Here is a 25,966-nt window from a genome sequence, read left to right as displayed (position 1 = left end):
GAGCAGCACCGCATCGTGCAGGAGGAGCACCGTCCATGGATTCCGCGACCGCACTCGACCGGGCCGCGCCGCCCGTCCGCACCCCGGCGGGGGTCGGCCGGGCGGCGACCGCGCCCGGCGGTTGGCGCGCGTACGCCCGGCTGGCCAAGCTCGACATCGTCGACTACTACCTGAGCGTCCCCCTGGTGGCGGCGATGCTGGTGGCGTTCGGAGGCGCGTCGGCGGGCCGCACGGCGCTGGTGTCGGGGCTGTTCCTGCTGGGCGAGGTGACGATGGTGGCCGCTTCGGTGGCCTTCGACGACGTGACCGGCCTTCGCGACGGCAGCGACGCGGCGAACTACGGCCCCGACGCCGCCGCCCGGCGGCTCGTCCGAAAGCCGCTCCTCTGCGGCGTGTTGACTGAGCGTCAGGCGATCCGTTTCGGCTGGACGTCGGTGGCGCTGTGCGCGGTCCTGTGGAGCGCGGCCGTCGTCGCCGCGCCGGCCAGGCCGCTGTGGGCGGTGCTCGGCACGGCGGCCTGCGCCGTCTTCGGCTTCCAGTACTCCTGGGGGCTCAAGCTCGGCTATCGCGGTCTCCAGGAGCTTTTCCTCGCCGCCGTCGGCTGGGGGTTCGTGCTGCCGCAGTTCGGCCTGCTGAACGGCGGGGCGCCCGGATTCGTGGTGGTGCAGGCACTGCTCTTCGGGCTCGGGCCCGCGTTGTTCGGCGTCTACTCCAACATCAACGACCGGGCCGCGGACCGCGCGGTCGGCCGGCTCACCGTCGCCGCCGTCGTCTCCGCGCGGGGCAACGCCGTGTTCATCGGAGCCGTCTCGGTGCTGGAGGCCCTGCTGATCCTCGTCCCCGCCGCCGTCGGGATCGGTCCCGGGTGGTTCCCGCTGGCCATGGCCCCGGTCCTGGTGCTGCGCTGCGCGCAGTGGCTCCAGGGGATCGTGCGCGGCGACGTCCTCGGGGCCCGCAGGCGCGGCATCCACGTGCACCGCCTCTCCGTGGCCCTCATGGCCGCGTCGGACCTGCTGTCGGCGGTGGCGTGGCGATGAAACCCCTCGACCCCGGCATCGTCCTCGACGCCCTGGCCCGACGCGGCTCACCCACCGTCGTCCACCTCAGCCGCCCCTTCGACATCGCGCCCGAGCACGGCACCCGCTGGACCGTCCCGGAGTTGGCGGACCTGGTCCGCGCGACGGCGGCCCGTCTCGCCGCCGCCGGCGTCGGCCCCGGCGAGTACGTCGCGGTCGTCAAGCGCAACCACTGGGACTACGTGCTGCTCGCCTGCGCCGCAGCCCGGATCGGCGCGGTCCCGGCACTCCTCTCCGACCACGTCGATCCCGGGACGCTGGACACGCTGCTCGGCCGGCTGCGCCCCGCCGTCCTGGTCACCGACACGCGGGTGCTGCGCGCGGCGGTGGCCGCCGGGGTCGACCCGACCCGGCACGCGGCCCGCACCGTGACCCTGGACGGCGCGGTGTCGGCCGTTCGTGGCGGGGACGTCCTTGACTTCCACCGGCTGCCCGCGCGTCCGCCCGCCCCGATCCACTACCGCTCCGACGGCAGGCCGCTGGCCGTGCACCACACCTCGGGCACCACCGGGGTGCCCAAGCTGGTCGTCCACTCCACCACGACGCTGATCCGGCGGCTCGCCGGATTCGAGGCGTTGCCCTGGCCCGTCGTCACGGCGCGACGGACGGACAGCGTCGCTTCCGCCATCGCGTTCGCTCACGGCCGTGCGCTCTCGTGGACCGTCAGCACACTGTGGCACCAGCCCCGCGAAGTGGTCATCGTCGACGACACCGACCCGGAGACCGCCCGCCGCACCCTGGGCGCGCACCCGCCCACGGTCGTCGAGGCGCTGCCGTCCACCTACCAGCGCTGGCAGCGCCTGGCCGCCGGGCCGCGAAGCCCTTTCGGCGACGTGCGCCTGTACGTCTCCACCTTCGACGCCGTCCACCCGCCCACCGTGCGGGCCTTCCTCGACTCCAGCCACCGTCGGGCGCCGCTGTGGATGCAGGGTTGGGGGCAGACGGAGACCGGTCCGCTCACCTTCCGGATCCTCACCCGGCGTTCGCTCGCCCGGCGTGCCGAGCGTCATCCGACGACCCGCAACCTCGGCCGTCCCGTGCCCGGCTGGGTCGGTCTGCGGATCGTCGACCCGCAGACCCTCGCACCCGTCCCGCGCGGGCGCCTCGGACTCGTGCTCACGCGGACCGGAGCCCGCTGCCTCGGCTACCTGGGCGAGGAGCAGCGCTGGCAGGAGAAGCTCCACGGCCCCTGGTTCAACACCGGGGACCTCGCCGTGCGCACCCGCTCCGGCGTGGTGCACTTCCTCGACCGCGAGGTCGACATGATCCCCGGCCTGAGCTGCGTCGAGATCGAGGACGTCCTCCACGAGCGGCTCCCCGAGGTCGAGGAGGCGGTCGTGCTGGGCGGCGTCGACCGGGTGCCGCAGCCCGTTCTGGTGGTCAACGCCCCGGTCGACCGGGGGCGTTGGCTGGCCGCCGTGAGCGACCTGCCCGCCCTGGCCGAGCCGCTCGTCCTGGACTGGGACGCCGTCCCGCGCACCGGCACCGGCAAGGTCCGCCGCCACGAACTGCGCGAGCGCCATCTCGCCGGAAGCCTCACCCACGGCACCGGGCAGTGGACATGACCGATCTGGACGTCGCCGTCGTCGGAGCCGGCGTGGGCGGGCTCACCGCCGCGTACCGGCTGCTGCAGGCAGGACGATCGGTCCAGGTCTTCGAGGCCGCCAAGCGCGTCGGAGGTCGCATGGCCACCGCACACGTCGACGGCCACCTCGTCGACGAGGGCGCGGAGACCATCGCCGAGCGCGGCTACGAGGCCACCTGGCGGCTGATCCGTGAGCTAGGCGTCCCGGCCGACCGACTCGCGGCGATCCAGGCGGGGTTCGCGCTGTGGCGAGACGGGCGCGCTCACGCGCGCCTCGGCCACCCGCTCGGACTCCTCAGCGGCGCCGGCATGTCCTGGCCCGGCCGATGGGCCTGGCTGCGCTCCACCGCCGGTCTGGTGCGCAGGCGCCGCGACTTCGACCCCGACCGGCCCGAGCTCTCGCCCCTCGGCACGGTCACCCTCGCCGACTACGCCAGGGCCTACCACCACGATCTGCACGACTGCCTCTTCCAGCCGCTGGCCGGCGCCTTCTTCGGCTGGCGTCCCGAACGCTCAGCGGCCGCCCCCATGCTGGCCACCCTGCTCGCCTCCGGGGGCGCGGGATGCCGCTGGACCACCTACACCACGGGCATGGACACCCTCGCCCGCGCGCTGGCCGCACACGTCCCCGTGCGGCTCGGCAGCCCCGCCCTGGCCGTCGAGCGCACCGGCCCCGAAGCCGCCTGGCTGCGCCTCGCGGACGGCCAGGTCCTGACGGCACGCCGGATCCTGCTCGCCGTGCCCGCGCCGGTCGCCCTGGCGCTGCACCCGGGTCTGCCGGCCGAGGAGCGCTCCTACCTGGAGGCCTGCACCTTCACGCCGATGCTGAAGGCCGTCTGCCTCCTCGACCGGCCGCTCGCCGGTCCCACCCGCTCGCCCAGCTACGCCCTGGCCGTCCCGGAGACCGAGAGCGGCGTCTGTGCCGGTCTGCTCTGGGACCATCTCAAGAACGGGGGGCGGGTGCCGCCCGGACGCGGGATGGTGGGCCTGTTCGCCACGCCCGGGCTCGCCGCCGACCTGCTGGACGCGCCGGACGCCGAGGTCACGCGCCTGCTCGTCGGGGAGGCCGAGCGCTTCCTGCCCGGTCTCCGGGCCGCCACCACGCGCACCCTCGTCTGCCGCTTCCGCCACGGCCTCCCTGAGGCCACGCCCGCGGCGCTGCGCCTACGCGGCGCGTTCGCCGCGCGGCCGGCGGGTCCCGTCGACTACGTCGGCGACTGGACCCTGCTGCGGCCCAACAGCGAGGGCGCGGTCCGCTCCGGAGAGCAGGCCGCGCGCCGCGCTGTCGCCCACGCGGCGACCTCCCCGCTCGTCCGGAGCGTGGGGTGAGCGGTCCCGCGCCCGCCCTCCCACGCCTCGGCCGCACCGCCCGTCCACCCCGACACCGTTCATCCCGACCCATCGGAGGTACCGCCATGCGCCGCAGCGCGACCGCCCTCGTCCTGACCCTGCTGACCCTGTCGGCCGCCTGCCTCGCGGGCGCCCCCGCGCAGGCCGCGACCGGTCAGGTCGTCGTCTTCTCCACCGAGCTCCAGCCGCTCGACGTCTACCAGAACCCCACCGGCTGCGTGAAGTTGCCGCTGCTGGCCCACGTGCTGGACAACCTCACCGACCAGTCGATCCGGGTCTACGCCGATCCGAACTGCACCGTCCCGGCCACTCTGCCCGACGCGAACGGCGTCGGCAGCCTGCCGCCGAACCACGGCTCCCACGTCACCGGCATCGGCAGCTTCTCGCTCTGAGCCCGGCGCCGCCGCCGGGTCAGAAGTCGCGGACCCGGCGGTGGCTGGTGAGCCCCCAGATGATGAAGACGTCGATGCCCATCATCACCACGGACCAGAACGGGTAGTACGGCAGCCACAGGAACTGGGCGATCAGGCTCAGACAGGCGATGGCCACGCCCGTCCAGCGGGCCCAGCCCTGGTCGGCGAGCAGACCGAGGCCGACTAGGATCGCGATGATCCCGAGCACGACGTGGATCCAGCCCCAGCCGGTCAGGTCGAACTTGTAGAGGTAGTGCGGGGTGGAGACGAAGACCTTGTCCTTGGACACGGCCGACGCGCCCTGGAGGATCCCCAGGACCCCGTTGACGAGCAGCAGCACCGCCGCGAACACGACTGCGCCGACGGCCCAGCGGCCCTCGCCGTCGCCAGCCCCGGGGGTCGGGGTCGATGTGCTCATCTGCCTGCCTCCTCGCAGCCGGACCTCATCGCCCAGCCTCCGTGCGGGACCGCCGGGGGGCGAGCGGACGGGGCCGTTCGGGGGAGAGGCGAAAAGCCGTCGGGGCCCGGTGATCGAGGATCACCGGGCCCCGACGGGGCTGCTCCTGCGTGCGCTGCTCGGTGTCGGCGCCGCTCAGGTCAGGCCACGTGCCAGATGGTGCCGGGCGTGGCCGCGACGGAAGCGGCCAGCACGGCGAGATCGGCCAGGCCCAGGGCGATGCCGAGCCCGGCGCGGACCGGTCGGCCGGTGCGGCGGACCAGCGCGATCGTGGCCAGCACGATCGCGCACGGGCCGAGCACCAGGTTGAACACGAGCAGGCCGAGCAGGCCGAGGATGAACGACGCCACGGCCATCTGGTCGGCGTCGAAGGTGCGTTGGCGTTCGGTGAGGGTGTCCACGGGTCGCTCCGGGTGGCTGGTCAGTGCTGCTTCCGACGGGCGAGGCGCTCGCGGGCGCCGAAGGCGAGCAGCCAGGCGGCGATCGCGGCCGCCCCGGTCGCGAGGACGGACGAGTCGGTGTGGAAGGCCGCGCCCGGCAGCAGGCTGAGGGCGGCGAGGGCGAAAAGGAGACTCACAGCGAGGCTCTTCTCTGGTCTCTGGCGGAGTGTGCAGTCGGCGTGAACTTTCAGCGAACACTTGTGATGACAACTGTTCGCTGACTTCTTCATCCTACGCCGGGTGGCGGATTTCAGCAAACAGTTGTTTACTCAATGGCGTGAGTCACACGACAGGGGTCCGGCAGGCCCAGAAGCAGCAGTCGCGCCGGGCGTTGATGGACGCGGCCCTGCGGCTGCTGGAGCATCAGAGCTTCTCCGGCCTCGGTATGCGCGAGGTCACCCGCGAGGCCGGCATGTCGCCGGCGGGCTTCTACCGGCACTTCCGCGACCTCGCCGATCTCGGGGTGGCCCTCGTCGAGGAGGCGCTCGCCAGCCTGCACGAGATGGTCCGCGCCGCCTTCGCCGAGCAGGGCGAGCCGGAGGAGCTGATCGACCACGCGGTCAAGGTGATCGCCGATCACGTCCGCGAGCACCGCGCGCACGTCCGCTTCGTCGCGCGCGAGCGGTTCGGGGGAGTGGCTCCCGTCCGCGAGGCGATCGCCGCCGAACTGGAGCGGTTCACCGAGGAGGTGGCGCAGGCGCTCGCCGAGCAGCCGGCCTCGGCCGGGTGGGGCCGGGCGGACGTCCGGATGGTCGCCGAGCTCTACGTCGACCACATGGTGCTGACGGCCGCGGCCCTCCAGCAGGCCGACGCCGAGACGGAACGCCAGATCACCGCGACCGCCCGCCGCCAGCTGCGCCTGATCAGCCTCGGCCGGCGGCACTGGGTCTCGGGCTGAGCCTCACCCCGGCCTTGATCCGGCCTCGGCCCGGCCTCAGCCGAGGTTCAGCTGCCAGGAGACCCCGAAACGGTCGTTCACCCAGCCGAACCTGGTGCTGAACCCGTAGGAGCCGAGCGGCATCAGCTCCTGCCCGCCCTCCGCGAGCTCACCGAAGAGCCGGTCGATCTCCTCCTCGGTGTCGCACCGGACGTAGAGCGACACCGACGGCGTGAAACCGAAGGCGTGCCGGGCCGGGCTGTCGATGCACATGAACGACTGCCCGGACAGGGAGAAGAGAGCGTGCCGCACGGTCCCCTCCAGGCCGTCCTGGTCGGGGCCGTAACGGTCCACGGACAGCACCTCGCCGTCGTCGAACAGCGAGGTGTAGAAGCGCATCGCCTCCTCGGCACGCCCCTCGAACATGAGGAACGTGGTGATCTTCTGCGGTGACGTCGCGATGGCCATCGGTCGCCCACCTCCGGAGCGGGTCGCGGTTCGGGAACGCTGACTTCTCGGGTCTACACCAGCCGGAGGCGGTGTTCCCGATCCGCCGCGCATCGAGCAGGATGATCGCTACCGGAACGAACCATCCGCACCTCGGGGGAGACCACGCCCATGAGCAGTACACCGACGAGCCCGGCGACGACCTCGCCCGCCACGCCGCCCGACACCGCGCCCGCCGCCCCGCCCGCCACCGCGCGACAGATCGCCGACGACTACGTCGCCCGGGCCGCCGTCCTGGACCCCGGCGTCACCACCTGGCTGGGCCTCGACCCGACCGACGACCGGATGCCCGACCTCTCGCCGCAGGGCGGCGAGGCGGAGGCCGACCTCGCCCGCGACACGCTGCGACGGCTCGACGCCCTCCCGCGCGACGCGGTCGCGGACCCGGCCGAGCAGGTCTGCGCCCGGCTGCTGCGCGAGCGGCTAACGTCCGAACTGCGGGTGCACGAGTCGGGCGAGAACTTCCGCGCGGTCCGCAACATCCACGCGCCCGTGCACGGGCTGCGCGGCATCCTGACCCAGATGCCCACCGCCGCCGACGAGGACTGGGTCCCCGTGCTCGGGCGGCTGCGCAAGCTGCCCGCCGCCCTGGAGGGCCACCAGGCCACCCTGGTCGAGGGCGTCCGGCGCGGCCTGTTCGCCGCGCCGCGTCAGGCCGAGGTGCTCGCCGCGCAGCTGACCGCGTGGACCGGCGAGCGAACCGGCACGGCCGGCTGGTTCGCCGAGTTCGTCGAGCCCGCGCCGCAGCGGCTCCGTCCGGAGCTCGACGCCGCCGCCCTCGCGGCGACGGAGGCGCTCGTCGGGTTCCGCGACTGGCTGCGCACGGACTACGCGAGCGCCGCCCAGGGCACCCCGGACGCCGTCGGACGGGAGCGCTACCTGCTGTGGGCCCGCCAGTTCACCGGCTCCGACCTCGACCTGGACGAGACCTACGCCTGGGGCTGGGAGGAGTTCCACCGCGTCTGGGCCGAACTCCAGGCGGAGGCGCGGCGCGTGCTGCCCGGCGCGGGCGTCCAGGAGGCGCGGGAGCACCTGAACCGGCACGGGCACACCGTGCAGGGCGCCGAGAACATGCGGGCATGGCTCCAGCAGATCATGGAGGACGCGATCACGGCGTTGGACGGGACCCACTTCGACATCACCGGCCCGCTGCGCCGCGTCGAGACCCGGATCGCCCCGGCCGGCGGCGCCGCCGCGCCCCACTACAGCGGCCCGAGCCTGGACTTCAGCCGCCCCGGCCGCACCTTCCTGCCGCTGGCCAACGGCGACGCCCAGGAGCGGTTCCAGACCTGGCGGCTGGTCAGCACCTGGTACCACGAGGGGGTTCCGGGCCACCACCTGCAGATCGCCTCCTGGGCGGCGGAGGCGGAGCGGCTCTCGCGCTACCAGGTCACACTCGGCAAGATCAGCGCGAACGTGGAGGGCTGGGCCCTGTACGCGGAGCGCCTGATGGACGAGCTGGGCTTCCTCGAGGACCCCGCGCGTCGGCTCGGCTACCTGGGCAAGCAGATGATGCGCATCGTCCGGGTGATCGTCGACATCGGCATGCACCTGGAGCTGGCGATCCCGGCCCACTCCCCGTTCCACCCGGGCGAGCGCTGGACCCCGGAGCTGGCCACGGACTTCATGACCGACTACGTCGGCATGCCGCCCGCGGCCCGCGACAGCGAGATCGTCCGCTACCTCGGCCGCCCCGGCCAGGCCATCGGCTACAAGCTGGGCGAACGCGCCTGGCTCGCCGGCCGCGCCGCGGCCCGCGCCCGCCAGGGCTCCGCCTTCGACCTCAAGACCTGGCACATGACCGCCATCCGCCAGGGCTCCCTCGGCCTGGACGATCTGACGGACCACCTGGCCGCGCTCTGACGCTCCGAGGCCAGGCGGTCGGGGCCTCTGAGCGGTCGGGGTCCTAAGCGGTCGGGGCCGGGTGCGGGTCACGGAAGGTGAACGCACGCGGCCCCGAGCCGTGTTCGCGCAGGAGGGCCACGCGTTCCATGGCCTCGGCGACGGTCGGCCGGTGGCCGACCGGGACCCACCACAGCGCCTGGTGCGCCTCGGTCATGCGGGTGAACCACTCGCGGCGGCGGCTGAGCACCCGCAGATGGTCGCTGCGGTAGACGTAGTCGCGCAGCGCCTCGACCGACTCCCAGACCGAGCAGTTGACCAGCAGGAGGTCGTCGGCGCCGTCCGGCCGCAGCGCGGTCGCGTCCGCGCCGTCGTCGTCGACCATGCGCCAGACGAAGCCGGGCGACTCGTCGGCGAGCTTGTTGATCGCGGGCAGCTCCGCCACGAAGCCGGCGAGCTCCGGCCCGTCGATGGGGGCGACGATGCGCCCGATGTTCACCTGCGCGAGATGAAAGCCAGTCATGGAGCAAGGATGGCGGCACCCTTGCTCTATCGTCAATGATTTTTGTTTTTAGAGCCTGCGAAGGGCGACGCAGCAGCGGCCCGGTCCCGGCGACATCTCCGCCGACCAGCCGTCGCATCCCTCCACCAGGCCCTTGACCAGCGCCAGGTTCATCCCGCAGACCAGTGCGGGGAACTCCTCGGCAAGGGCGTGGAACGGGCAGTTGCGCAGCCGCACGACCTCCTCGCCGCCCGCCTCGCCCGCCTTGCCCTGCTCGCCCTGATCGCGGAAGGGTTCGTAGCCGTGGGCGCGGAGCGTCCCGACGGGGTCGCCCGTCGCCTGCTCCGCCCCGCGCTCGCGCGCGACCGCCTGCAGTTCGCGGTCCAGCCCGGCGCGCTCCACCGCCTCCGCCAGCAGGCGTCCGGCGGTGTCGTACGCGCGCGGGGGCAGCGACAGCGTGTGCTCGCGCCCGGCCCGCCGGTACAGCTTGGCTGGGCGGCCGGCGCCGGGGCCGGACCGGCCCGAGAGCCGTCGGAAGACCGTCTCCAGCAGCCCCGCCTCGACCAGCCGGTCCAGATGGAAGGCGGCGAGCGAGCGCGAGATCCCCGCGGCCTCGGCCGCGGCGTCCCGGCCGACCGCGTCGGGCGCGGCCGCGGCGAACCGGTAGAGCCTGCGCCGCACCGGATCGCCGAGGGCTCCCAGCGCGGTGAGCGCCTCGTCCTCGGCGTCCTCGGCGTGCTCGGGGTCGTCCTGCGGGTCGGTCATCGGACGAGTCTATGGTCGGCGCGCGGTGACGACGAAGTAGTCCAGGACCCGGCCCTCGTAGGCCCGGCGGAAGTTGCGCGGCCAGGTGTCCGACGCCCACCACCGGCTGAGCCAGAGGTCCCAGCCGGGCCAGACGTCCGCGCCGATGGACTCGACGCGGACGTCGGTGAGCCCGGCCGCGGTGAACGCGTCCGTAAGGGCGGTCACCGGCCGGGCGATGTCGAGGCCGTCGGCGAAGGTGGGGAGCAGCCTCGCCAGCTCCTCGGGTCGGCCGGGCACGTCGTCCACAGTGAAGAAGCTGGTGACCGCGGCCCGGCCACCGGGCCGCAGCACGCGCGCGGTCTCCGCGGCGAAGGCGGCCAGATCGGGGAAGTGCTGCGCGGCCTCGACGCTGAGGACGACGTCGAACTCACCGCGGCCGAACGGCATCCGCTCGGCCGCGCCCTGGACGAACCGCAGTCGGCTGTCCTCCTCGCGCAACAGGTCGGCGTGCGTCTCACGCGCCCGCCGCAACTGCTCCGGATGGATGTCCAGGCCCGTCACCGCCGCGGCTCCGTACTCCCGCAGCGTCACCGCGCATCCCATCCCGAGCCCGCAGCCCACCTCCAGCACCTCCGGCAGCTGCGGCACCGGCGGCCCGCCCCGCAGCCCGGCCGAGTCCAGCACCCGCCGGTACAGGTCAACCTGACTGCGGACCCGTTCCGCCTCCCCGAGCGGACGGCCGAGGTCGACGGCGCGCCAGTAGCCGAAGTTGATGAACCCTCCGGCGAACATCGGCTGTGCGCTCAGATCCGTGGGCCCGTACACCTCCCGCACGGCGGGGCGCATCGCGGGAGCGGTCTGCCGAGTCTCGTCCGTCACTGTGCCGTACCTCCCGGATGAGCAGTCGTCACCGCGTCAGCGGTCCTCGACCATCCTGCCCGCTGTGCGGGCCGCGCGTTCATCCCGAGCCGGTGGCCACGACGGCGCAGACGAGTCCGGCCAGCAGCAGGAAGCCGAGGAGGAGCACGGACTGCCAGGCGGAGTGGCCGAGGGGCCGGCGCAGCCGCATGCGGTGCTGGCGGCGGCGCCACTGGACGTATCCGGTGACCGCGGCGGCGAGGGCGAGGGCGATCAGGTAGGCGGACAGCGCGAGCCGCAGCGGCAGCGGCGCGACCCCGCCCAGCGGGAGGACGGCCAACGAGCCCGCGAGGAGCGCGAGTGACGTCCGGGTCCAGGCCAGGAAGGTGCGTTCGTTGGCGAGGGTGGCGCGGTAGTCCGGCTCCTCGCCCTGCTCCCACCAGGGCCGCTCCGCGTCCTCCGGATCCGGCGTCGCCATCTCGTGCTCCCGCTGCTCGTGCTCGGTGCCGCGCCCGTGCGTCCATCCCTATCACCCGACGGGTGGAATTTCCCGTCGCGCCTCTGGGCTTTGTGTTTACCGCGCGGTAACTTACTCAGTCGTCAGGTTCATGTGTGATCCGTTTCACGATCCCTGGGGGACTTATGCCCGGAAGAGCCGCCCGTCTCCTGGCCACCGCCGTCGTCGCGGCGACGACCGTCGCCGTCGCCCCGGCCGTCACGGCGGAGGCCGCCACCTCGCATGCGGCGTCCGCCGCGAGCGACGCGTTCTACAGCTACGACGGCAGCCGTCCGCTGTCCTCCTTCGCGCCCGGAGACGTGCTGAAGGAGCGGACGCTGGAGTACCACGTCCTGGGCGTGCCCACCCCGCTGAAGGTGATTCAGCTGCTCTACCGCACGGTCGACGCGCAGGGACGCGCCGTCGCCAACGTGACCTCGGTGGTGCGCAGCCTCGGCGGCGACAGCGCGAAGGCGGTGTCCTACCAGTCGTTCTACGACTCGCTCAACCCGGCGGACAGCCCCTCCCGTGCCATCGCGGGCGACGTCACCCTGGGCGGCGTGATCCCGAACGCCGAGTCCGTGCTGCTGGCTCCCCTGCTGCTCCAGGGATACAACCTGGTCATCCCGGACACCGAGGGGCAGAACGCGGACTTCGCGGCCGGTCCGGAGTACGGCGCCGCGACGCTGGACTCGATCCGGGCCGCGACCAGGGCCGCGGACACGGGCCTGAACGGCGACACCAGCTTCGGCCTGATCGGCTACTCCGGCGGCGCGATCGCCACGAACTGGGCGGCCGCCCTGGCGCCCGGGTACGCGCCGGAGGTGAACCGGAAGCTGGTCGGCTTCGCCGAGGGCGGCCTGCTGGTGGATCCGGCGCACAACCTCAAATACGTGGACGGCTCGCTGGCCTGGTCCGGCGTCATCCCCATGGCGCTGATCGGCGTCGCCCGCTCCTACGGTCTGGACCTCACGCCGTACCTGAGCAGCTACGGCCTCCAGGTCTACAACGGCCTCCAGCAGGGCTCGATCGTGAACGCGATCGGCGAGTACCCCGGGCTGACCTGGAAGAAGATGGCGAAGCCGCAGTACGCGAACCCCGACTCGGTGCCGGCCTTCGTCAACGCCGTGAACAAGATCAACCTCGGCTCGGCCGCCACCCCCACCATCCCCGGCTACATCGGCCAGGGCGACGGAGGCGTCCTGGAGGGGACGTTCAGCAACGTCCCCGGCATCGGGACCGGAGACGGCGTGATGGTCGCCGGCGACGTGCGCGCGCTCGCCCGGCAGTACTGCGCCACCGGCGACAGCGCGATCGACTACCAGCAGTTCGACCTGCTCAGCCACATCGGCACGGCCGTCCCCTGGGCCGTGGCGGCCATCGGCTACCTGGACGACCGCTTCGCGGGCCACGCCGCGCCCTCCGACTGCGGCCGCATCGCCGCGGGCAACTCCCTCGCCCCGGAGGTGCCGACGTCCGGTTCGTGACGGAGAGTCCTACGCCTTCGCCGACCGGCGGCCCAGCCCCTCGGCGAAGGCGTGGGCGTCCGCCAGGTCGGCCGGTCCCGGCAGGCCCTTGTTGAGGCCGCCCACGAGCCTGAACGGGAGGAAGGTGTCGAAGGCACGGCAGGCGAAGGCGCCGTCCAACTGGAAGCCCTTGTCCGTCAGCGCCCGTTCGAGCGGCTGGAAGCGCACCCCCGGCAGCCCGCTGGTCGCGAAGACGAACGCCCGGCCGTGTCCGCCCGCCGGGAGGGCACGGACGAACTCGCGCAGCCGCGGGTGGAACCGGCGCAGGTATATCCCCGAGCCGAAGCCCACCAGGTCGAAGCCCGACAGCCGCTCCGGGTCGACCTGACCGGGCTCGACGACCCGGGCCCGCAGTTCCTGCCCCATGACGTCGGCGATCCGCCGGGTGTTGCCGTGGGACACCGAGGTGCACACGATGAGGGCCTTCATGGCCGCGCTCCTTTCGTCGCCGCTTGCACCCATGGGGACAGGGCAGCGGCGCGGAACGTGACATCAGCGGTGCACGGGACCGGAGGCTCAGAGTCTTCGGGCCGAGCGGAAGCCGCGGGCGTAGAAGTCGGTGCCGTCCAGCAGGGCGTGGCCGGCGAGGTCGCCCATGGTGGGGCCGTCGGCCGCGGAGCGGCTGGAGTAGAAGCGGGGGCGGCCCGCGTCGTCCGGGCCCAGGTACATGCCGCAGTGGTCGATCACGCTCGGCTGGTCCTTGCGGATGGCGAAGAAGACGAGGTCGCCCGGCTGCAGCACGCTCAGATCCGTGGCCTGGGCGCCGGTGTTGGGGATGAGCAGCACCCCGGGACCGGCGGCGGCGATGGCGTAGGCGCGGCGCGGCAGGCCGACGCCGGCCGTGTTGGTGTTGTGCATGGGGATGCCCATCCGGTAGCCCCACACCAGCCGCTGGAAGCCCGAGCAGTCCGCGTCGCCGTAGCGGTCCTTCTCGGGCTGCGCGTGGGTGCCGTCCGAGAAGGTCCAGGGAATGCCGAGGTAGTCGTAGAAGTCGGACTTCTCGTCGTGGTAGCCGAAGTCCAGGGAGCTGGTCACCCCGGGGTTGCGGGGGCCGAAGTGGGCCCGGCCCGCGTAGCGCAGACCCGAGGAGTTGAAGTGGTTCGGCGCTCCCGCGCTGCTGTACTCGAACGCCACCCCGAGGACGTCCGGGCTGGTGTCGTGCAGCGCCTTCGGGAACCACTGGGCGAACCAGGCGCTGTGCTCCTGGCCCTGCTTCCAGGCGTTCGGCAGTACCCGCACCCAGGTGCTGGAGGTGACCGTGGCCTGCGTGGTGCTGGGCTCGCTGAAGGTCCGGCTCGGGCCGGCGAGCACGGCCGTGCGGGCCCCGTCGGTGAAGACCGCGAGCTCGTTGCCGGAGCCGTCCTGGACCACCGTGCGCCCGGGGGAGCTCTGGCGCTGGAAGCGGTAGCCGCCGGACTGCGTCGTCGGGGCGTCGGACGACGCGTCCGCGCTGCCGAGCGAGGGCCCCGAGGCCGCGGACTTGCCCTTGTTGAGCTCGTATCCGAGCGCGGCGGCCGTTCCGGCGAGGGCGACGCCGCCGACGCCTGCGAGCAGGCGGCGGCGGGAGAGCGGCGAGGACATCGGAACTCCAGGGTCGAGGCTGGACGCCGTCGAGGGTCGGGCGTGGGGGCGGGTCAGGCGGTGGGCAGCGCGCCGAGCAGCAGACCAGCTGCCAGGACAACATAGGCCGCCAGGGTGACCGCCGTGGTGGAGATGATGGTGGCGGCCTTGGGCTGGCGGACGAGCTGGTAGGCGATCAGGCCCGGCACGATGAAGCCCAGCGTCTGCGCGGTGTACAGCAGCGGGAACGCCTGTTGCAGCGCCAGCATGACGGTCATCTGCAGCACCACCGCGGTGAGCACCACGGCGGCGAAGAGCCGCTTGCCGTAGAGGATCACGACGCGTTGGAGCGCCACCGTCAGCAGGAAGGTCAGCACGGTGACGCCGATGACCAGCCCGAACCGCTGCAGGTCGGTGACCAGGGTCAGCGCCAGCCAGCCGGGGGTGATCATGCCGCCCGGCGAGAGGTTGGTGGTGAGGTAGCAGATCAGCGAGAAGACGAGGCCCAGGGCGATACCCAGCGCGGCGGTCTGGGGGGTGACGTTGGCGGGGATCACAGGGCTTCCTCGTGGTGGCGGCTGGTGTCGTGGCGGTCGTTCGTCGTGGGGTGGTGACCGGCCCAGTGCTGGTCCGGGGTCCAGCGCTGCTCGCTGTAGGGCTCGTCGCCGTAGCGCTCGGCGCTGCGGTACTCCTCGGTCCGGAACTCCTCGGTCGGGCGCTCCTCGGCCCGGTGCTGCCCGGCCTTGTGGTCGTCGCCGAACCAGGACGAGGACGAGGACGAGGACGACGACGAGGACTGCGGCCGGGACTGCTGGCTCCGGCGACGCTGGAGCTGGAGGGGCAGACGCAGCGTCATGGTGGGCGAGTCCGGCAGCTGGGCGCCGGGCCAGGACGCCCAGGGGTCCTCGATGCCCTCGGGGAACTCCTCGTACCGGCTCGCGGGAGCGGCGGCCGGCGTGTAGGCGTCGTCCTCCTCGTCGTCCGGCGGCAGCTCGGCCAGGCAGTCCAGGAACAGCTCGCCCTGGCCGTGGATGTTGCCGACGGCCACGAGGGAGGAGTCGGCCGGCAGCGCCGCGAGCAGGTCCCGGGTGAGCTCCTCGGGGTCGCGCTTGTCGCCGCCCAGGTCGACGATCTGGCCGCGCCAGCCCTCGGGGATGCCGTCGCGCGCGCTCTTGGTCGGATGGCCGATCAGGAAGACCGTCTCCGGGTCCAGGTCGGGCACGATCGCGCCCATCTGCCCGTTGCGCTCGACCCGGTCGGGGCGGCAGTTGATGACGACGTTGACCGGTCGGCGGATCGCCCCGAGGTCCAGCAGCTGCTGCACGTTCATCAGCGTGGACTCGGGGTCGTTGGCGGCGAAGACGTTGGCGAAACGCAGCCGCTTGCCCTCGGGCGTCCGGTAGCGCTCGACCGAGAGCACCCCCGGGTCCGGCGGGGCCTCCCACATGCCGCGCAGCGCGGTCTGCCGCTCGACGCCGAGCAGTTCCGCGACGGCCAGGGCGATGGCGACGTTCTCCTTGAACGTGAACCAGCTGAAGCCGCGCAGCTCCTCGTCGCTGACGGTCTCCGGGTCCACCGCGACGAGCCGGCAGTTCCGCTTGTCGGCCTCCTCCTGGAGGATGTGCAGCCGGTCGCGCTCGGCGGTGACGCACACGCCGTTCTCGGGCATGGAGCGCGACAGCGACCGGGCGACGTCGTCCAGGGTCGGCCCCATCTCCGCGAGGTGGTCCTCGCGCACGTTGCAGAGCACGCCGATGGTGGAGCGGATCAGCTTCTGCTGGTTGATCTCCTGAAGCGCCGGCATGACCGCCATGCACTCGATCACCAGTGCGTCCGGCCGGTAGACGGCGGCACGGCGCACGATGCCGATCTGCTCCACCACGTTGGCCAGGCCGAACTTGCGGTAGACCGGCTCCTCGGTGGCGTCCGGGTGGATGAACCGGGCGGCGGTGCCGGTGGTCTTGGCGACGGTGACCAGGTCTCCGCCGCGCAGTGCGCCCGCGCACAGACGGGTGATGGAGCTCTTGCCGCGGATGCCGTTGACCAGCACCCGCACGGGTATCTGCTCCAGCGAGGTGTAGTGCCGCCGTTGCTCGACGACGCCGGCCAGGAGCAGCCCGGCGCAGCAGATCATGAGCACGCAGTAGAGGAAGAGCACCGAATCGTTCCTTCGGATCGGTCAGTACCGGGGCGCGGTGGCTGGGGAGGACGCGGCGGCTGAGGAGGACGCGGCGGCTTGGTGGCTCCCGGCCACCAGACGTTGACGGATGATCTCCAGGCTTCGGGTGATGGAGCCGACCTCGTCGTGGTGCACGGGGTACAGCACGCTCTTGCGGTCGCCCGCGGCGAGTCTCTCGGCGATGCCGGCGAGTTCGCGCAGCGGTCGCACGACGACCACGAGGAGCCAGCCGAGGCAGATGACGGACACGGTCAGGCCGATCATGCCGACGAGCATGGTCAGGTGCTGGGTGCGGTTGGCGCTCAGGTCGAGCCAGGCGACCGGCTCGGCGCTGACGACCTGCCAGCTGGGCTGGCGGGAGACGCCGGGGATGGCGGCGACCGAGGCGCTGGCCGCGATGGCCGTGCCGTCGGAGGTGGGCGCCAGGGTGTGCGCGGGCTGCGACGGGTTGTCGACGGCGAGTGCGGTCAGCGAGGAGTCGGGCAGGTCCTGGAAGGCCTTGAACCCCTGGGCGGAGCCGATCACCTTGTGGTGGGCGTCGACCAGCCAGACATGGCCCATCCCCGCGTGGTTGAGGATGCTGTTCAGGTACGTGGTGTCGAACTCGCCCACGACGGCGACCGGGCCCGAGGCGCCGAGGGCGGTCGGCTTCTTCACGAAGGCGGCCGCGGCCTTGGGCACGGTGGCGTAGACGGCCATCGACGGGACCTTGCCGCCGGTGTTGAGCTGGAGCACGCCGTCGCCCTCGGGCACGGTGCGGAGCTGGTGACGCGGGCTGCTGCCCACCCGGGCGATGACGCCGCCGTCCTGAGCGAGCACGTACAGCGTGCTGTAGCGCCCGTGCTCCTTCAGCGTCCGGCTCAGCAGCTGCTTGATCTGGTCGGAGCTGCTGAGGCTGCCGATGGCCGTGGCGATCCCGGCGACGTCGGTGGAGCCGGTGGCCAGGCTGCTGCTGATGCGGCCGGCCGCGGCGACGGTGCGCAGCTGCTGGTCGCTGATCATCTGGGCCGGGACGGTGTTGCTGGCCGGACGGTCGACGAGGAAGAGCAGCGGCACGGACCAGGCCACCAGGAGCACGCCGCACAGCACCACCAGCGCACGGGCGCCGAAGGGTCGGCGCAGCGGCTGGAACTCCTGCGCGGAGGCCCCGAGCTGCTGGACGCGCAGCGCCTCCAGGGCGTGGCCGATCCGCGCGGACTCGCCCAGCCGCGGCTGCGGGGCGGGCCGGGAGAGGTCGCCGCGGGCGAGCCGGGCGCCGCCGAGGTGCAGCCGCAGCAGCGGTCGCTGGAGCCCGAGCACCAGCAGGGCGGTGATCAGCAGCGTGGCCACGAGCAGGGACGCGGCGGCGGTCAGGGCCACCAGGGTGTTGCCGGTGACGGCGGAGGTCTGCGCGGTGCTGACGGCGACCACGGCGACCAGGTGCAGGGCGTCCGCGCTGCCGTCGGCCTGTGACGCGACGTCGGCCCAGCCCGCGACGGTCCGCTTGCCGTTGACGAGGCTGCCCAGCAGGAAGCCGGAGGGCCGCGTCGTGCTGTTGATGTCGCCCTGCTGCGCCGACGCCGAGGCGACGTCGGCGGGGATGCGGCGGTCCTGGGTGGTCGTCAGGGCGGGGCCGGTGCTGGTGACCACCTTGCCGTGCTGGTTGACGAGCTGCACGGTGCGGGTCAGGTCGCCGCCGGGAGCCTGGACCGAGAGCAGGTCCGAGCCGACCAGGAGCCGGGTGCCCTGGCCCGGAATGTCCACCGAGGCGAAGGCGAGCAGCCTGGTCTGCCCGTTCTTCAGGGTGACCAGCTTCGGCGCGATGGTGTCGCCCGCGGCGACGCCGGTGACCGCGGAGGCCGGGAAGGTCTCGCCGGTGACGGCCAGTTCCGTGCCGGTCGCGGGGTCGACCAGGGCCGCGCCGCGCCAGTGGGTGCCGAGCGAGGTGAACAGCTTCAGGTAGGCGGCGTCGTCGGCGGCCTGCGCCCCGGCGAGCGCGGTGGCGGACTCCCGCGCCGCCGCCACGTCCTGGTTGACGGAGGCGCGGATCTCGGAGGCGGTGTCGGCGGCGATGTGCTGCTGGGAGGTGAGCACGGCCTGGGGCACGTCCTCGGCCACGGTGGTGCCGAGCGCGAGCATCGCCAGGGCGACCACGGCGAGCAGAAGGCAGAGCAGCACGGCGATCGGCGGCCGCACGCCGCCGAGCAGCGGCATGTCGGCCCGCAGCCGGGTCTTGTGCCGACGAGGTCGGTTGCGGACGATCGGCGACGGCTGCCCCGGCGTCACGGCGGGCGTGGACAGGGTATTCACCTCTGGATCAGGGAGGGCGCGGCTCCTCGCCAGGGCGTTCATCTGCCCGAAGCTACCGAGCTCACAGGCACAAAAGCGTCACATGAGTGGCCCCTTCCTACCAGACTTTGTCGACACGTTCGAGGCTGTGCGATTTCTGTGCGAAGAGATGTCAGCGGGTATGTCCTGATTGTTCGTATATTCCGCTCCTCATTCGAACCGGTGAGGGTACGCGAAGGGAACTGGCCTACACTCCCGATGCATCACCCCCTTTGTCCGCTCACCCCCCGCCGCAGAGGTGCCACCCCATGACGACCACCGATCTCGGTCCCTTCTCGGCTGGGGCGGGCACCCGGCGCGCCCACAGGGCCCGCCGTCGTGGCACCGACCGCGCGCCGGGCTGGGTCGTCGCAGGTCTCGTCCTGGTCTGCCTGCTGGCCGCCTACCTGTACGGCTGGGGTCTCAGCGGCACGTCGCTGCACCCGTACTACACCGCGGCCGTGCGCTCCATGGCCACGAGTTGGCACGCCTTCTGGTACGGCGGGCTCGACTCCGGCGGCAGCATCACCGTCGACAAGCTGCCCGGCTCGCTGTGGCTCCAGGCGCTCTCGGTCCGGGTCTTCGGCCTGAACGTCTGGGCGGTCGCGCTGCCGCAGGCGCTGGAGGGCGTCGCCACCGTCCTGGTGCTCTACCGGGTCGTCAGGAAGTGGGCCGGCGCCGTCGCCGGCCTGCTGGCCGCCCTGCTGCTGGCCGTGACGCCCATCGCCACCGCCCTGGACCGGCGCAACATCGCCGACACGCTGCTCACTCTGCTGCTGGTCCTGGCGGCCGGAAGCATCATGAACGCCGTGCGGACCGGCGGGCTGCGCCCGCTGGTCGCCGCCGCCGTGTGGATCGGGCTCGCCTTCCAGGCCAAGATGCTCCAGTCCTGGGTCGTCCTGCCGGTCTTCGCCCTGGTCGCGGTGTACGCGACGCCGGGCGACCTGCGACGGCGCATCAGGAACACGGTCGTCGCGGGCCTGGTCGCGCTGTTCGCCTCCTGCTCGTGGATGCTGTGGGTCCTCGCCATGCCCGCGAGCGACCGCCCGTACCTGGACGGCACGACCGGGAACAACCCCTTCGCCCTGGCCTTCGGCTACAACGGCCTCTCCCGCTTCGGCAGCGGCGGCGTGGGCGCCACCGCCGGGTTCGGCAGCGTCGCGGGCACCGCGGCGAGCCGCCCGGTGGGCGGCTCCGGCTGGACGGTGCTGGTCAACCACACCGCGGCGCCGCAGATCAGCTGGTTCCTGCCGATCGCCCTGCTGGGCCTCGGCATCGGCCTGGCCTGGCGGCGCGGCGAGCCGCGCACCGACCAGCGACGCGCCGGCCACCTGCTCTGGGGCGGCTGGCTGCTGATCAACACCATGGCCTTCGGGGCGTCCTCGGGCATCCACGACTACTACCTGGTCGTGCTGGCCCCCGCGATCGCCGCGCTGGCCGCGGAGGGCCTCACCACGGCCTGGGACGCCTACCGCGCCGGCGGCGACCGCAGCCGCGCCCTGCTCGCGGCGCTGCTGGTCGGCGTGCTCTGGGCGGCGGTGGTCAGCTCGAAGTACAAGAGCTTCAACGTCTGGCTCGTCCCCGTCGTCGGCCTGCTCGCCCTCGTCGCGGCCGCGGGCCTGGCCCGGGGCGGCACGGCGGTCCGCCCCCGGATCGACGCGGTCACCGCGGCCTCCGCTGCGACCGGCCTGCTCGCGGTCGTGCTGGCCCCCGCCGTGTGGTGCTTCGCCACGCTCGACCCGCTGTACGCGGGCAGCGCCACCTCGCCGCTGGCCGGGCCCGTCGGGATCGGCTACACCCAGCTGCTGCACCACCAGGGCGGCTCGCCCGTCGGCTTCGGCCCCGCCGCGGGCCGCTACGGCAAGCTCCTCACCTACCTGCAGCAGAACCGCGGCACGACCCGCTACCTGGTGGCCACCCAGAGCGCGGAGCCGGCCGAGCCGCTGCTGCGCGCGACCTCGGACCCGATCCTGGTGACCGGCGGCTTCACCGGGAACACCCCGTTCCCGTCCGCGCAGGACATGGCCCAGCTGGTGCAGCAGGGGCAGCTCCGGTACGTCATCACCACCTCCATCAGGCCGAAGACCGACGCCAGCCGCTGGGTGACCGCCCACTGCACCCTGGTCTCGCCCATGGCCTACGGCGAGGCGACCAACGGGACCACGTCCCTGTACGACTGCCGCAGCCAGCACTGACGTCGCTTCGTCGACGGATCGTCAGGCCCGGGGAATCGGCGGGCTTCGACGGCGGTACTGTGTGCGGCATCCGATCGCCGGGGCGCGATCGAGGAACATGAACGAGGAGGGGGCTCCATGCGCCACCGTCGCCCGCGCCAGAGCAGCCGAGTGATCGCCAGAGCGGTCGGCACCACGGGCCTGCTGGCCGTCGTCCTGGGCGCGGGGGTCTCGCCCGCGATGGCCGCCGGCAAGTCGTCCGGCACGCCCACCGCCACGGGGTACTCGCCCGACGACGACACCATGCCCTGGTCGCCGCAGAACGACGAGGCTCCGCTCCAGCACCAGGCCGTCCACCCGACCGTGACGGCCAAGGCCCAGCACGGCGGCATGACCCCCCAGCAGCTCAGCATCCCCGCGCCGACCGGCAAGTACGCCGTCGGCACCTTCAGCATGCACCTCGTCGACAAGACCCGTACCGACCCGTACGTGGTCGCCAACGAGGCGCGTGAGCTCATGGTGTCGGTCTGGTACCCCGCCGCCTCCACCTCCGGGCACTACGCCGCTCCGTACATGCCGTCCCTCTCCGGCGCCAGCTTCCTCGCCTCCCGCGGCCTGACGACGCAGGAGGTGAGCCTGCCGACGACCGCCGGCCACGTGCTGGCCCCGGTGGACACCAAGCTCGGCAAGCTGCCGGTCCTGCTGTACTCCACCGGCCTGCACTCGGACCGCTCGATGGGCACCGCCCTGGCCGAGGACATGGCCAGCCGCGGCTACATCGTCGTCACCGTCGACCACACGCACGACGCCAGCGAGGTGCAGTTCCCCGGCAACCGGGTCGAGGTCAACACGATGCCCTCGAACGCGCACTCCTCGGTCACGCTGAACGTGCGCGCGGACGACATCAAGTTCGTCATCAACCAGCTCCAGGCGATAGCCAACGGCAAGGACCCGGACGCCGACCACGCGACCCTCCCCAAGGGGCTGGCCGGCGCGGTGGACATGTCGAAGATCGGCATGTTCGGCTGGTCGCTCGGCGGCGCGGCGGTCGACACCTCCATGCAGCTCGACTCCCGGATCAAGGCCGGCGCCGACCTGGACGGCCAGTTCTTCGGCTCCGCGCCGGGCAAGAACCTGAACCGTCCCTTCATGCTGTTCAGCTCCGGCACCCACAACCGCAACGACGACTCGTCGTGGCGCACCCTGTGGTCGCACCTGACGGGGTACCACCTCGACATCCAGCTGCACGGGGCGGCGCACCTGTCGTTCAGCGACAACGAGGCGCTGGTCCCGGAGTACGCGAGGCTGGCCGGGATCTCCCAGTCCCAGCTCCAGCAGCAGTTCGGCACGATCGACCCGGACCGGGCGATCGAGATCCAGCGGGTCTACCTGGCCGCCTTCTTCGACCAGGAGCTGCGCGGCCGGCACAGCACCCTGCTCGAGGGGTCCAGCTCGTCCTACCCGGAGATCGGTTTCGTTCGCTGACGGTCGGCGTTGTGGCGTCGGGGAGTTGACCGCCCGATCCCGTAGGCTCTGCGGATGGCGAAGTACTTCGACGTGCATCCGCAGAACCCGCAGGCCCGCATCCTCGACAACGTGGTCGACCTGATCCGGTCCGGCTCGCTCGTCGCCTACCCGACGGACTCGTGTTTCGCCCTCGGGTGCCAGTTGGGCAACCGCGAGGGCCTGTCCCGGATCCGGTCGATCCGGCACCTGGACGACCGTCACCACTTCACGCTGATGTGCCAGAACTTCGCCCAGCTCGGGCAGTTCGTGCACATCGACAACAGGGTCTTCCGGGCGATCAAGGCGGCGACGCCCGGCAGCTACACCTTCATCCTGCCCGCCACCAACGAGGTGCCGCGGCAGCTGCTGCATCCGAAGAAGAAGACGGTCGGAGTCCGGATCCCGGACCACGTCGTCACCCAGGCCCTGCTCGCCGAGCTGGGGGAGCCGCTGCTCTCCAGCACGCTGCTGCTGCCGGACGAGGACGAGCCGATGACGCAGGGCTGGGAGATCAAGGAGCGGCTCGACCACGAGGTGGACGCGGTGCTGGACTCGGGCGACTGCGGCACCGAGCCCACCACGGTGGTCGACTTCTCCGGCGGCGACGCCGAGATCGTCCGCCGGGGCGCGGGCGACCCCTCCCGGTTCGAGTAGGGCCGCGCCTCCGCCTCCCGCTTCCCGCTCGGCACGGTCCGGCGGGGTAAAAGGTGCAGGCGGGGTAAAGAGTACATATGGGCAGATTCGGCCTCTTCTCGTCGCGGGGGAGCCCCGCGCGATCGGCCTCGCCCAACCGACGGGCCGGCCGACCGACCGGCCGGCGTCGTGGCTGGAGCGTCGCCGGCCAGGCCTTCGTCTGGCAGCTGACCGTCCTGCTGCTCCTCGTCGTCGCCGCGACGATCGCCCTCGCACTCAAGAGCACGCACGACGCCCAGACCGACGCCCGCGACCGGGCGCTCGCCGTCGCGGCGGGCTTCGCCCACGCCCCCGGCCTGGTCCAGGCCCTCCAGTCGCACGACCCCACCGCGGAGCTCCAGCCGCTGACCCTCCAGGCCCAGCAGGGCTCCGGCGTCGACTTCGTCGACGTCCTCAGCAAGGACGGGATCCGGTACACGGACCCGGACCCGGGCCTGATCGGCCAGCGCGCGCAGGGCGACATCGCCCGGGCGGCCGCCGGGCAGTCCTTCACCGAGGTCTTCAAGGGCTCCCCGCAGAGCGCCGTCCGCGCCCTCGTCCCCGTCAAGGACGCCCACGGCAACGTCGTCGGACTCGTCTCCACGGGCGTCCAGACCACCGACGTCGCGGCCACCGCCAACCGCCAGCAGCCCCTGCTGCTCGGCCTGGCGGGCGGGGCACTGGTGATCGCCGGGGGCGGGGCCCTGCTGGTGAGCAACCGGCTGCGCCGCCAGACCCACGGCCTGGGGCCGGTCGAGATGACCCGCATGTACGAACACCACGACGCCGTGCTGCACAGCGTCCGCGAGGGCGTGCTGATCCTGGACGCCGAGATGCGCCTGGTGCTCGCCAACGACGAGGCGCAGCACCTGCTCGGCCTGGCCCCGGACGCGCCGGGGCTGCCCCTGGACGAGCTGGGCCTGGAACCGGGCATGGCCGGGCTGCTGGCGTCCGGGCGGACCGTCACCGACGAGGTGCACCCGGCCGGCGACCGCCTACTGGCCGTCAACCTCCGCCCCACGCAGACCCGCAGCGGCCCCTCCGGATACGTGGCGACGCTGCGGGACACCACCGAGCTGCTGACGGTGGCCGACCGGGCGGAGGAGGCCAGGGAGCGGCTCAAGCTGCTCTACGACGCGGGCATGCGCATCGGCACCACCCTCGACGTCTCCGTCACCGCGCAGGAACTGGCCGACGTGGCGGTGCCCCGGCTCGCCGACTTCGTCAGCGTCAACCTGGTGGAGGACCTGCTGAGCGGCAACGGACCGGTCCCCGGGCCGGTCACCGGGGCGGTGCTGCGCCGGGTGGCCAACCGGTCCGTCCTGGACGGCGCGCCCGAGGCCGTGGTCGAGGTGGGCGAGGCCGACTTCTACACCGAGGCCTCGCCGCAGGCCCGCTGCCTGGAGACCGGCCGGTCCGAGCTGCACCAGGTGGAGGACCCCGCCATCGGCGCCTGGCTCGCCCAGGACCCCGCCCGTTCCGCCACCTGCCGGACCTACGGCATCCACTCCTGGATGGTGGTCCCGGTCATCGCCCGCGGCACGACGCTCGGCGTCGTCGACTTCCTCCGCTCCCGGCACCCCGAGCCGTTCGCGGCCGACGACCTGGCCCTGGCCGAGGAGCTGGTCGCCCGCGCGGCGGTCTGCCTGGACAACGCCCACCGCTTCACCCGTGAGCACACCGCGGCGCTCACCCTCCAGCACAGCCTGCTGCCCCGGCGCCTGCCGGAGCAGTCCGCGGTGGAGGCGGCCTTCCGCTACCTGCCGGCCGACCCCCGGCTCGGCGTGGGCGGCGACTGGTTCGACGTGATCCCGCTGTCCGGCGCGCGGGTCGCGCTCGTCGTCGGCGACGTGGTCGGCCACGGCCTCCAGGCCTCCGCGACCATGGGCCAGCTGCGCTCCGCCGTGCGGACCCTCTCCGACGCCGACCTTCCGCCCGACGAACTGCTCACCCACCTCGACGACCTCGTCATCCGGCTGGCCGCCGACACCGACACCGACACTGCGACCGGGCCGGACCGCACGCCCGTCGCGGACGTCGGCGCGACCTGCCTGTACGCCGTCTACGACCCCGTGTCCGGCCGCTGCTCCCTGGCCCGCGCCGGTCACCCGCCGCCGGCCGTTGCCCACCCCGACGGCACCGCGAGCGTCCTGGAGCTGCCCGCCGGGCCCCCGCTCGGGCTCGGCGGCCTCCCCTTCGAGGCGGTCGAGACCGTCCTGCCCGAGGGGAGCCTGCTCGCCCTCTACACCGACGGCCTGGTCGAGAACCGGCAGCGCGCGATCGACGTCGGGCTGGACTCCCTGCGGCGCGCCCTGGCCGCCTCCGACGGTTCGCTGGACGCGCTGTGTGACCACATCGTCACTACCCTGCTGCCGGAGCGACCCGTCGACGACGCCGCGCTGCTGGTGGCCCGGGTGCGACGCCTGGACGACGACCGGGTGGCGAGCTGGGACGTGCCCGCGGATCCGGCGGCGGTCGCGGGCATGCGGGCGGAGGCGAGCCGTCGCCTGGCGGCGTGGGGCCTGGACGAGGCCGGGTTCGTCACCGAGCTGGTCATCAGCGAGCTCGTCACCAACGCCATCCGCTACGGCCGCGAGCCGATCCAGCTGCGGCTGATCCACCCGCAACCGCTGACCGGTCCGGGCGGCGCCCCCGTCCGCACCCTGATCTGCGAGGTCTCCGACGGCAGCGGCACCGCCCCCCACCTCCGTCGCGCCCGCACCTTCGACGAGGGCGGCCGGGGCCTCCTCCTCGTCGCCCAGCTCACCCAGCGCTGGGGCACCCGCCAGACCGCCAACGGCAAGACCATCTGGTGCGAACAGACCCTGCTCCCGGAGGACTGACGCCCCCGGCGGCGGATCCGGCGCGGCGAGCGCCCGCGCGGCGCGTGGC

Annotated in this window: 24 protein-coding genes; 11 read left to right on the top strand and 13 right to left on the bottom strand. The window is 72.9% G+C overall.

Going from position 1 to position 25,966, the window contains the following annotated elements:
* The first annotated feature begins 35 nt into the window (after positions 1–35).
* From TR50_RS16470 to TR50_RS16455, 4 genes are all read left to right on the top strand, one after another.
* Complete coding sequence (locus TR50_RS16470; RefSeq protein ID WP_042421432.1) at positions 36–1,037, top strand: UbiA family prenyltransferase; 1,002 nt, start codon at positions 36–38, stop codon at positions 1,035–1,037.
* Positions 1,034–2,641: a class I adenylate-forming enzyme family protein gene (locus TR50_RS16465; protein ID WP_042421430.1), complete on the top strand. Its 1,608-nt coding sequence runs from the start codon at positions 1,034–1,036 to the stop codon at positions 2,639–2,641. Before TR50_RS16470 ends, TR50_RS16465 begins: the two co-directional genes overlap by 4 nt.
* Positions 2,638–3,990 (top strand): protoporphyrinogen/coproporphyrinogen oxidase, encoded by a 1,353-nt coding sequence (locus tag TR50_RS16460; RefSeq protein ID WP_042421428.1) that lies wholly within the window; start codon positions 2,638–2,640, stop codon positions 3,988–3,990. The genes TR50_RS16465 and TR50_RS16460 overlap by 4 nt, the downstream gene beginning before the upstream one ends.
* Positions 3,991–4,076: 86 nt before the next feature.
* The gene (locus tag TR50_RS16455) at positions 4,077–4,403 is read left to right on the top strand and encodes a hypothetical protein (protein WP_042421426.1); all 327 of its coding nucleotides are present in this window, start codon (positions 4,077–4,079) and stop codon (positions 4,401–4,403) included.
* 19 nt (positions 4,404–4,422) lie between these two features.
* Here the strand turns inward: TR50_RS16455 and TR50_RS16450 are convergent, their stop codons facing one another.
* From TR50_RS16450 to TR50_RS47590, 3 genes are all read right to left on the bottom strand, one after another.
* Positions 4,423–4,842, bottom strand: coding sequence for a DUF7144 family membrane protein (locus TR50_RS16450; protein WP_042421425.1), 420 nt, complete (start codon positions 4,840–4,842; stop codon positions 4,423–4,425).
* 179 nt (positions 4,843–5,021) lie between these two features.
* Positions 5,022–5,282 carry a DUF4190 domain-containing protein gene (locus TR50_RS44230; RefSeq protein WP_439654226.1) on the bottom strand — a complete coding sequence of 87 codons (261 nt, stop codon included), beginning with the start codon at positions 5,280–5,282 and terminating at the stop codon, positions 5,022–5,024.
* A 20-nt stretch (positions 5,283–5,302) separates the two neighbouring features.
* Positions 5,303–5,458, bottom strand: coding sequence for a hypothetical protein (locus TR50_RS47590; RefSeq protein ID WP_162837961.1), 156 nt, complete (start codon positions 5,456–5,458; stop codon positions 5,303–5,305).
* Positions 5,459–5,598: 140 nt separating this feature from the next.
* On the opposite strand from TR50_RS47590, the gene TR50_RS16440 reads away from it, so the two are divergent.
* Complete coding sequence (locus TR50_RS16440; RefSeq protein WP_042421424.1) at positions 5,599–6,219, top strand: TetR family transcriptional regulator; 621 nt, start codon at positions 5,599–5,601, stop codon at positions 6,217–6,219.
* Positions 6,220–6,255: 36 nt separating this feature from the next.
* Here the strand turns inward: TR50_RS16440 and TR50_RS16435 are convergent, their stop codons facing one another.
* A complete protein-coding gene (locus TR50_RS16435; protein ID WP_042421423.1) occupies positions 6,256–6,666 on the bottom strand; it encodes a VOC family protein in 411 nt (136 codons plus the stop codon).
* Positions 6,667–6,816: 150 nt separating this feature from the next.
* On the opposite strand from TR50_RS16435, the gene TR50_RS16430 reads away from it, so the two are divergent.
* On the top strand, positions 6,817–8,568 hold the full coding sequence (locus TR50_RS16430) for a DUF885 domain-containing protein (RefSeq protein WP_084700420.1): 1,752 nt from the start codon (positions 6,817–6,819) through the stop codon (positions 8,566–8,568).
* 43 nt (positions 8,569–8,611) lie between these two features.
* Here TR50_RS16430 and TR50_RS16425 read toward each other — a convergent pair whose 3' ends face one another.
* From TR50_RS16425 to TR50_RS16410, 4 genes are all read right to left on the bottom strand, one after another.
* Positions 8,612–9,070 carry a DUF3291 domain-containing protein gene (locus TR50_RS16425; protein ID WP_042421422.1) on the bottom strand — a complete coding sequence of 153 codons (459 nt, stop codon included), beginning with the start codon at positions 9,068–9,070 and terminating at the stop codon, positions 8,612–8,614.
* Between the two features lie 48 nt (positions 9,071–9,118).
* Positions 9,119–9,814 carry a helix-turn-helix transcriptional regulator gene (locus tag TR50_RS16420; protein WP_042421421.1) on the bottom strand — a complete coding sequence of 232 codons (696 nt, stop codon included), beginning with the start codon at positions 9,812–9,814 and terminating at the stop codon, positions 9,119–9,121.
* A gap of 9 nt (positions 9,815–9,823) precedes the next feature.
* Positions 9,824–10,675, bottom strand: a complete 852-nt coding sequence (locus TR50_RS16415; protein ID WP_369405744.1) for a class I SAM-dependent methyltransferase — start codon at positions 10,673–10,675, stop codon at positions 9,824–9,826.
* A gap of 79 nt (positions 10,676–10,754) precedes the next feature.
* Positions 10,755–11,132: a YidH family protein gene (locus TR50_RS16410; RefSeq protein WP_042421419.1), complete on the bottom strand. Its 378-nt coding sequence runs from the start codon at positions 11,130–11,132 to the stop codon at positions 10,755–10,757.
* Between the two features lie 164 nt (positions 11,133–11,296).
* On the opposite strand from TR50_RS16410, the gene TR50_RS16405 reads away from it, so the two are divergent.
* A complete protein-coding gene (locus TR50_RS16405) occupies positions 11,297–12,637 on the top strand; it encodes a lipase family protein (RefSeq protein ID WP_042421417.1) in 1,341 nt (446 codons plus the stop codon).
* Positions 12,638–12,646: 9 nt separating this feature from the next.
* Here TR50_RS16405 and TR50_RS16400 read toward each other — a convergent pair whose 3' ends face one another.
* From TR50_RS16400 to TR50_RS16380, 5 genes are all read right to left on the bottom strand, one after another.
* A complete protein-coding gene (locus TR50_RS16400; protein ID WP_042421416.1) occupies positions 12,647–13,105 on the bottom strand; it encodes a flavodoxin family protein in 459 nt (152 codons plus the stop codon).
* Between the two features lie 87 nt (positions 13,106–13,192).
* Entirely contained in the window at positions 13,193–14,257 is a 1,065-nt protein-coding gene (locus TR50_RS16395; protein ID WP_042421415.1) for an NlpC/P60 family protein, read from the bottom strand.
* A gap of 53 nt (positions 14,258–14,310) precedes the next feature.
* Positions 14,311–14,793, bottom strand: a complete 483-nt coding sequence (locus TR50_RS16390) for a poly-gamma-glutamate biosynthesis protein PgsC/CapC (RefSeq protein ID WP_042421414.1) — start codon at positions 14,791–14,793, stop codon at positions 14,311–14,313.
* Complete coding sequence (pgsB, locus tag TR50_RS16385) at positions 14,790–16,394, bottom strand: poly-gamma-glutamate synthase PgsB (RefSeq protein WP_084700418.1); 1,605 nt, start codon at positions 16,392–16,394, stop codon at positions 14,790–14,792. Before pgsB ends, TR50_RS16390 begins: the two co-directional genes overlap by 4 nt.
* Before the next feature lie 21 nt (positions 16,395–16,415).
* A complete protein-coding gene (locus tag TR50_RS16380) occupies positions 16,416–18,704 on the bottom strand; it encodes a HAMP domain-containing protein (RefSeq protein ID WP_052441043.1) in 2,289 nt (762 codons plus the stop codon).
* Between the two features lie 287 nt (positions 18,705–18,991).
* Here TR50_RS16380 and TR50_RS16375 point away from each other — a divergent pair, with 287 nt between their 5' ends.
* The 4 genes from TR50_RS16375 (at position 18,992) to TR50_RS16360 (ending at position 25,917) form a co-directional block, all read left to right on the top strand.
* Positions 18,992–20,917 (top strand): ArnT family glycosyltransferase, encoded by a 1,926-nt coding sequence (locus TR50_RS16375; RefSeq protein WP_042421413.1) that lies wholly within the window; start codon positions 18,992–18,994, stop codon positions 20,915–20,917.
* Positions 20,918–21,034: 117 nt separating this feature from the next.
* Complete coding sequence (locus TR50_RS16370) at positions 21,035–22,381, top strand: alpha/beta hydrolase family protein (RefSeq protein WP_236654443.1); 1,347 nt, start codon at positions 21,035–21,037, stop codon at positions 22,379–22,381.
* A 54-nt stretch (positions 22,382–22,435) separates the two neighbouring features.
* Complete coding sequence (locus TR50_RS16365) at positions 22,436–23,056, top strand: L-threonylcarbamoyladenylate synthase (RefSeq protein WP_042421412.1); 621 nt, start codon at positions 22,436–22,438, stop codon at positions 23,054–23,056.
* 77 nt (positions 23,057–23,133) lie between these two features.
* The gene (locus TR50_RS16360; protein WP_042421410.1) at positions 23,134–25,917 is read left to right on the top strand and encodes a SpoIIE family protein phosphatase; all 2,784 of its coding nucleotides are present in this window, start codon (positions 23,134–23,136) and stop codon (positions 25,915–25,917) included.
* Positions 25,918–25,966: the final 49 nt, after the last annotated feature.

The sequence above is a fragment of the Streptacidiphilus anmyonensis genome (assembly GCF_000787855.1).
In the GTDB taxonomy this organism is placed as follows: domain Bacteria; phylum Actinomycetota; class Actinomycetes; order Streptomycetales; family Streptomycetaceae; genus Streptacidiphilus; species Streptacidiphilus anmyonensis.
This window is presented reverse-complemented; position numbering and strand designations above follow the sequence as displayed.

Excerpts from the sequence above, each read along its gene's own strand:
- TR50_RS16470 (WP_042421432.1), top strand. The coding sequence starts at position 36 with ATGGATTCCGCGACCGCACTCGACCGGGCCGCGCCGCCCGTCCGCACC.
- TR50_RS16465 (WP_042421430.1), top strand. The coding sequence starts at position 1,034 with ATGAAACCCCTCGACCCCGGCATCGTCCTCGACGCCCTGGCCCGACGC.
- TR50_RS16460 (WP_042421428.1), top strand. The coding sequence starts at position 2,638 with ATGACCGATCTGGACGTCGCCGTCGTCGGAGCCGGCGTGGGCGGGCTC.
- TR50_RS16455 (WP_042421426.1), top strand. The coding sequence starts at position 4,077 with ATGCGCCGCAGCGCGACCGCCCTCGTCCTGACCCTGCTGACCCTGTCG.
- TR50_RS16450 (WP_042421425.1), bottom strand. The coding sequence starts at position 4,842 with ATGAGCACATCGACCCCGACCCCCGGGGCTGGCGACGGCGAGGGCCGC.
- TR50_RS16435 (WP_042421423.1), bottom strand. The coding sequence starts at position 6,666 with ATGGCCATCGCGACGTCACCGCAGAAGATCACCACGTTCCTCATGTTC.
- TR50_RS16430 (WP_084700420.1), top strand. The coding sequence starts at position 6,817 with ATGAGCAGTACACCGACGAGCCCGGCGACGACCTCGCCCGCCACGCCG.
- TR50_RS16425 (WP_042421422.1), bottom strand. The coding sequence starts at position 9,070 with ATGACTGGCTTTCATCTCGCGCAGGTGAACATCGGGCGCATCGTCGCC.
- TR50_RS16420 (WP_042421421.1), bottom strand. The coding sequence starts at position 9,814 with ATGACCGACCCGCAGGACGACCCCGAGCACGCCGAGGACGCCGAGGAC.
- TR50_RS16410 (WP_042421419.1), bottom strand. The coding sequence starts at position 11,132 with ATGGCGACGCCGGATCCGGAGGACGCGGAGCGGCCCTGGTGGGAGCAG.
- TR50_RS16405 (WP_042421417.1), top strand. The coding sequence starts at position 11,297 with ATGCCCGGAAGAGCCGCCCGTCTCCTGGCCACCGCCGTCGTCGCGGCG.
- TR50_RS16400 (WP_042421416.1), bottom strand. The coding sequence starts at position 13,105 with ATGAAGGCCCTCATCGTGTGCACCTCGGTGTCCCACGGCAACACCCGG.
- TR50_RS16395 (WP_042421415.1), bottom strand. The coding sequence starts at position 14,257 with ATGTCCTCGCCGCTCTCCCGCCGCCGCCTGCTCGCAGGCGTCGGCGGC.
- TR50_RS16375 (WP_042421413.1), top strand. The coding sequence starts at position 18,992 with ATGACGACCACCGATCTCGGTCCCTTCTCGGCTGGGGCGGGCACCCGG.
- TR50_RS16370 (WP_236654443.1), top strand. The coding sequence starts at position 21,035 with ATGCGCCACCGTCGCCCGCGCCAGAGCAGCCGAGTGATCGCCAGAGCG.
- TR50_RS16365 (WP_042421412.1), top strand. The coding sequence starts at position 22,436 with ATGGCGAAGTACTTCGACGTGCATCCGCAGAACCCGCAGGCCCGCATC.
- TR50_RS16360 (WP_042421410.1), top strand. The coding sequence starts at position 23,134 with ATGGGCAGATTCGGCCTCTTCTCGTCGCGGGGGAGCCCCGCGCGATCG.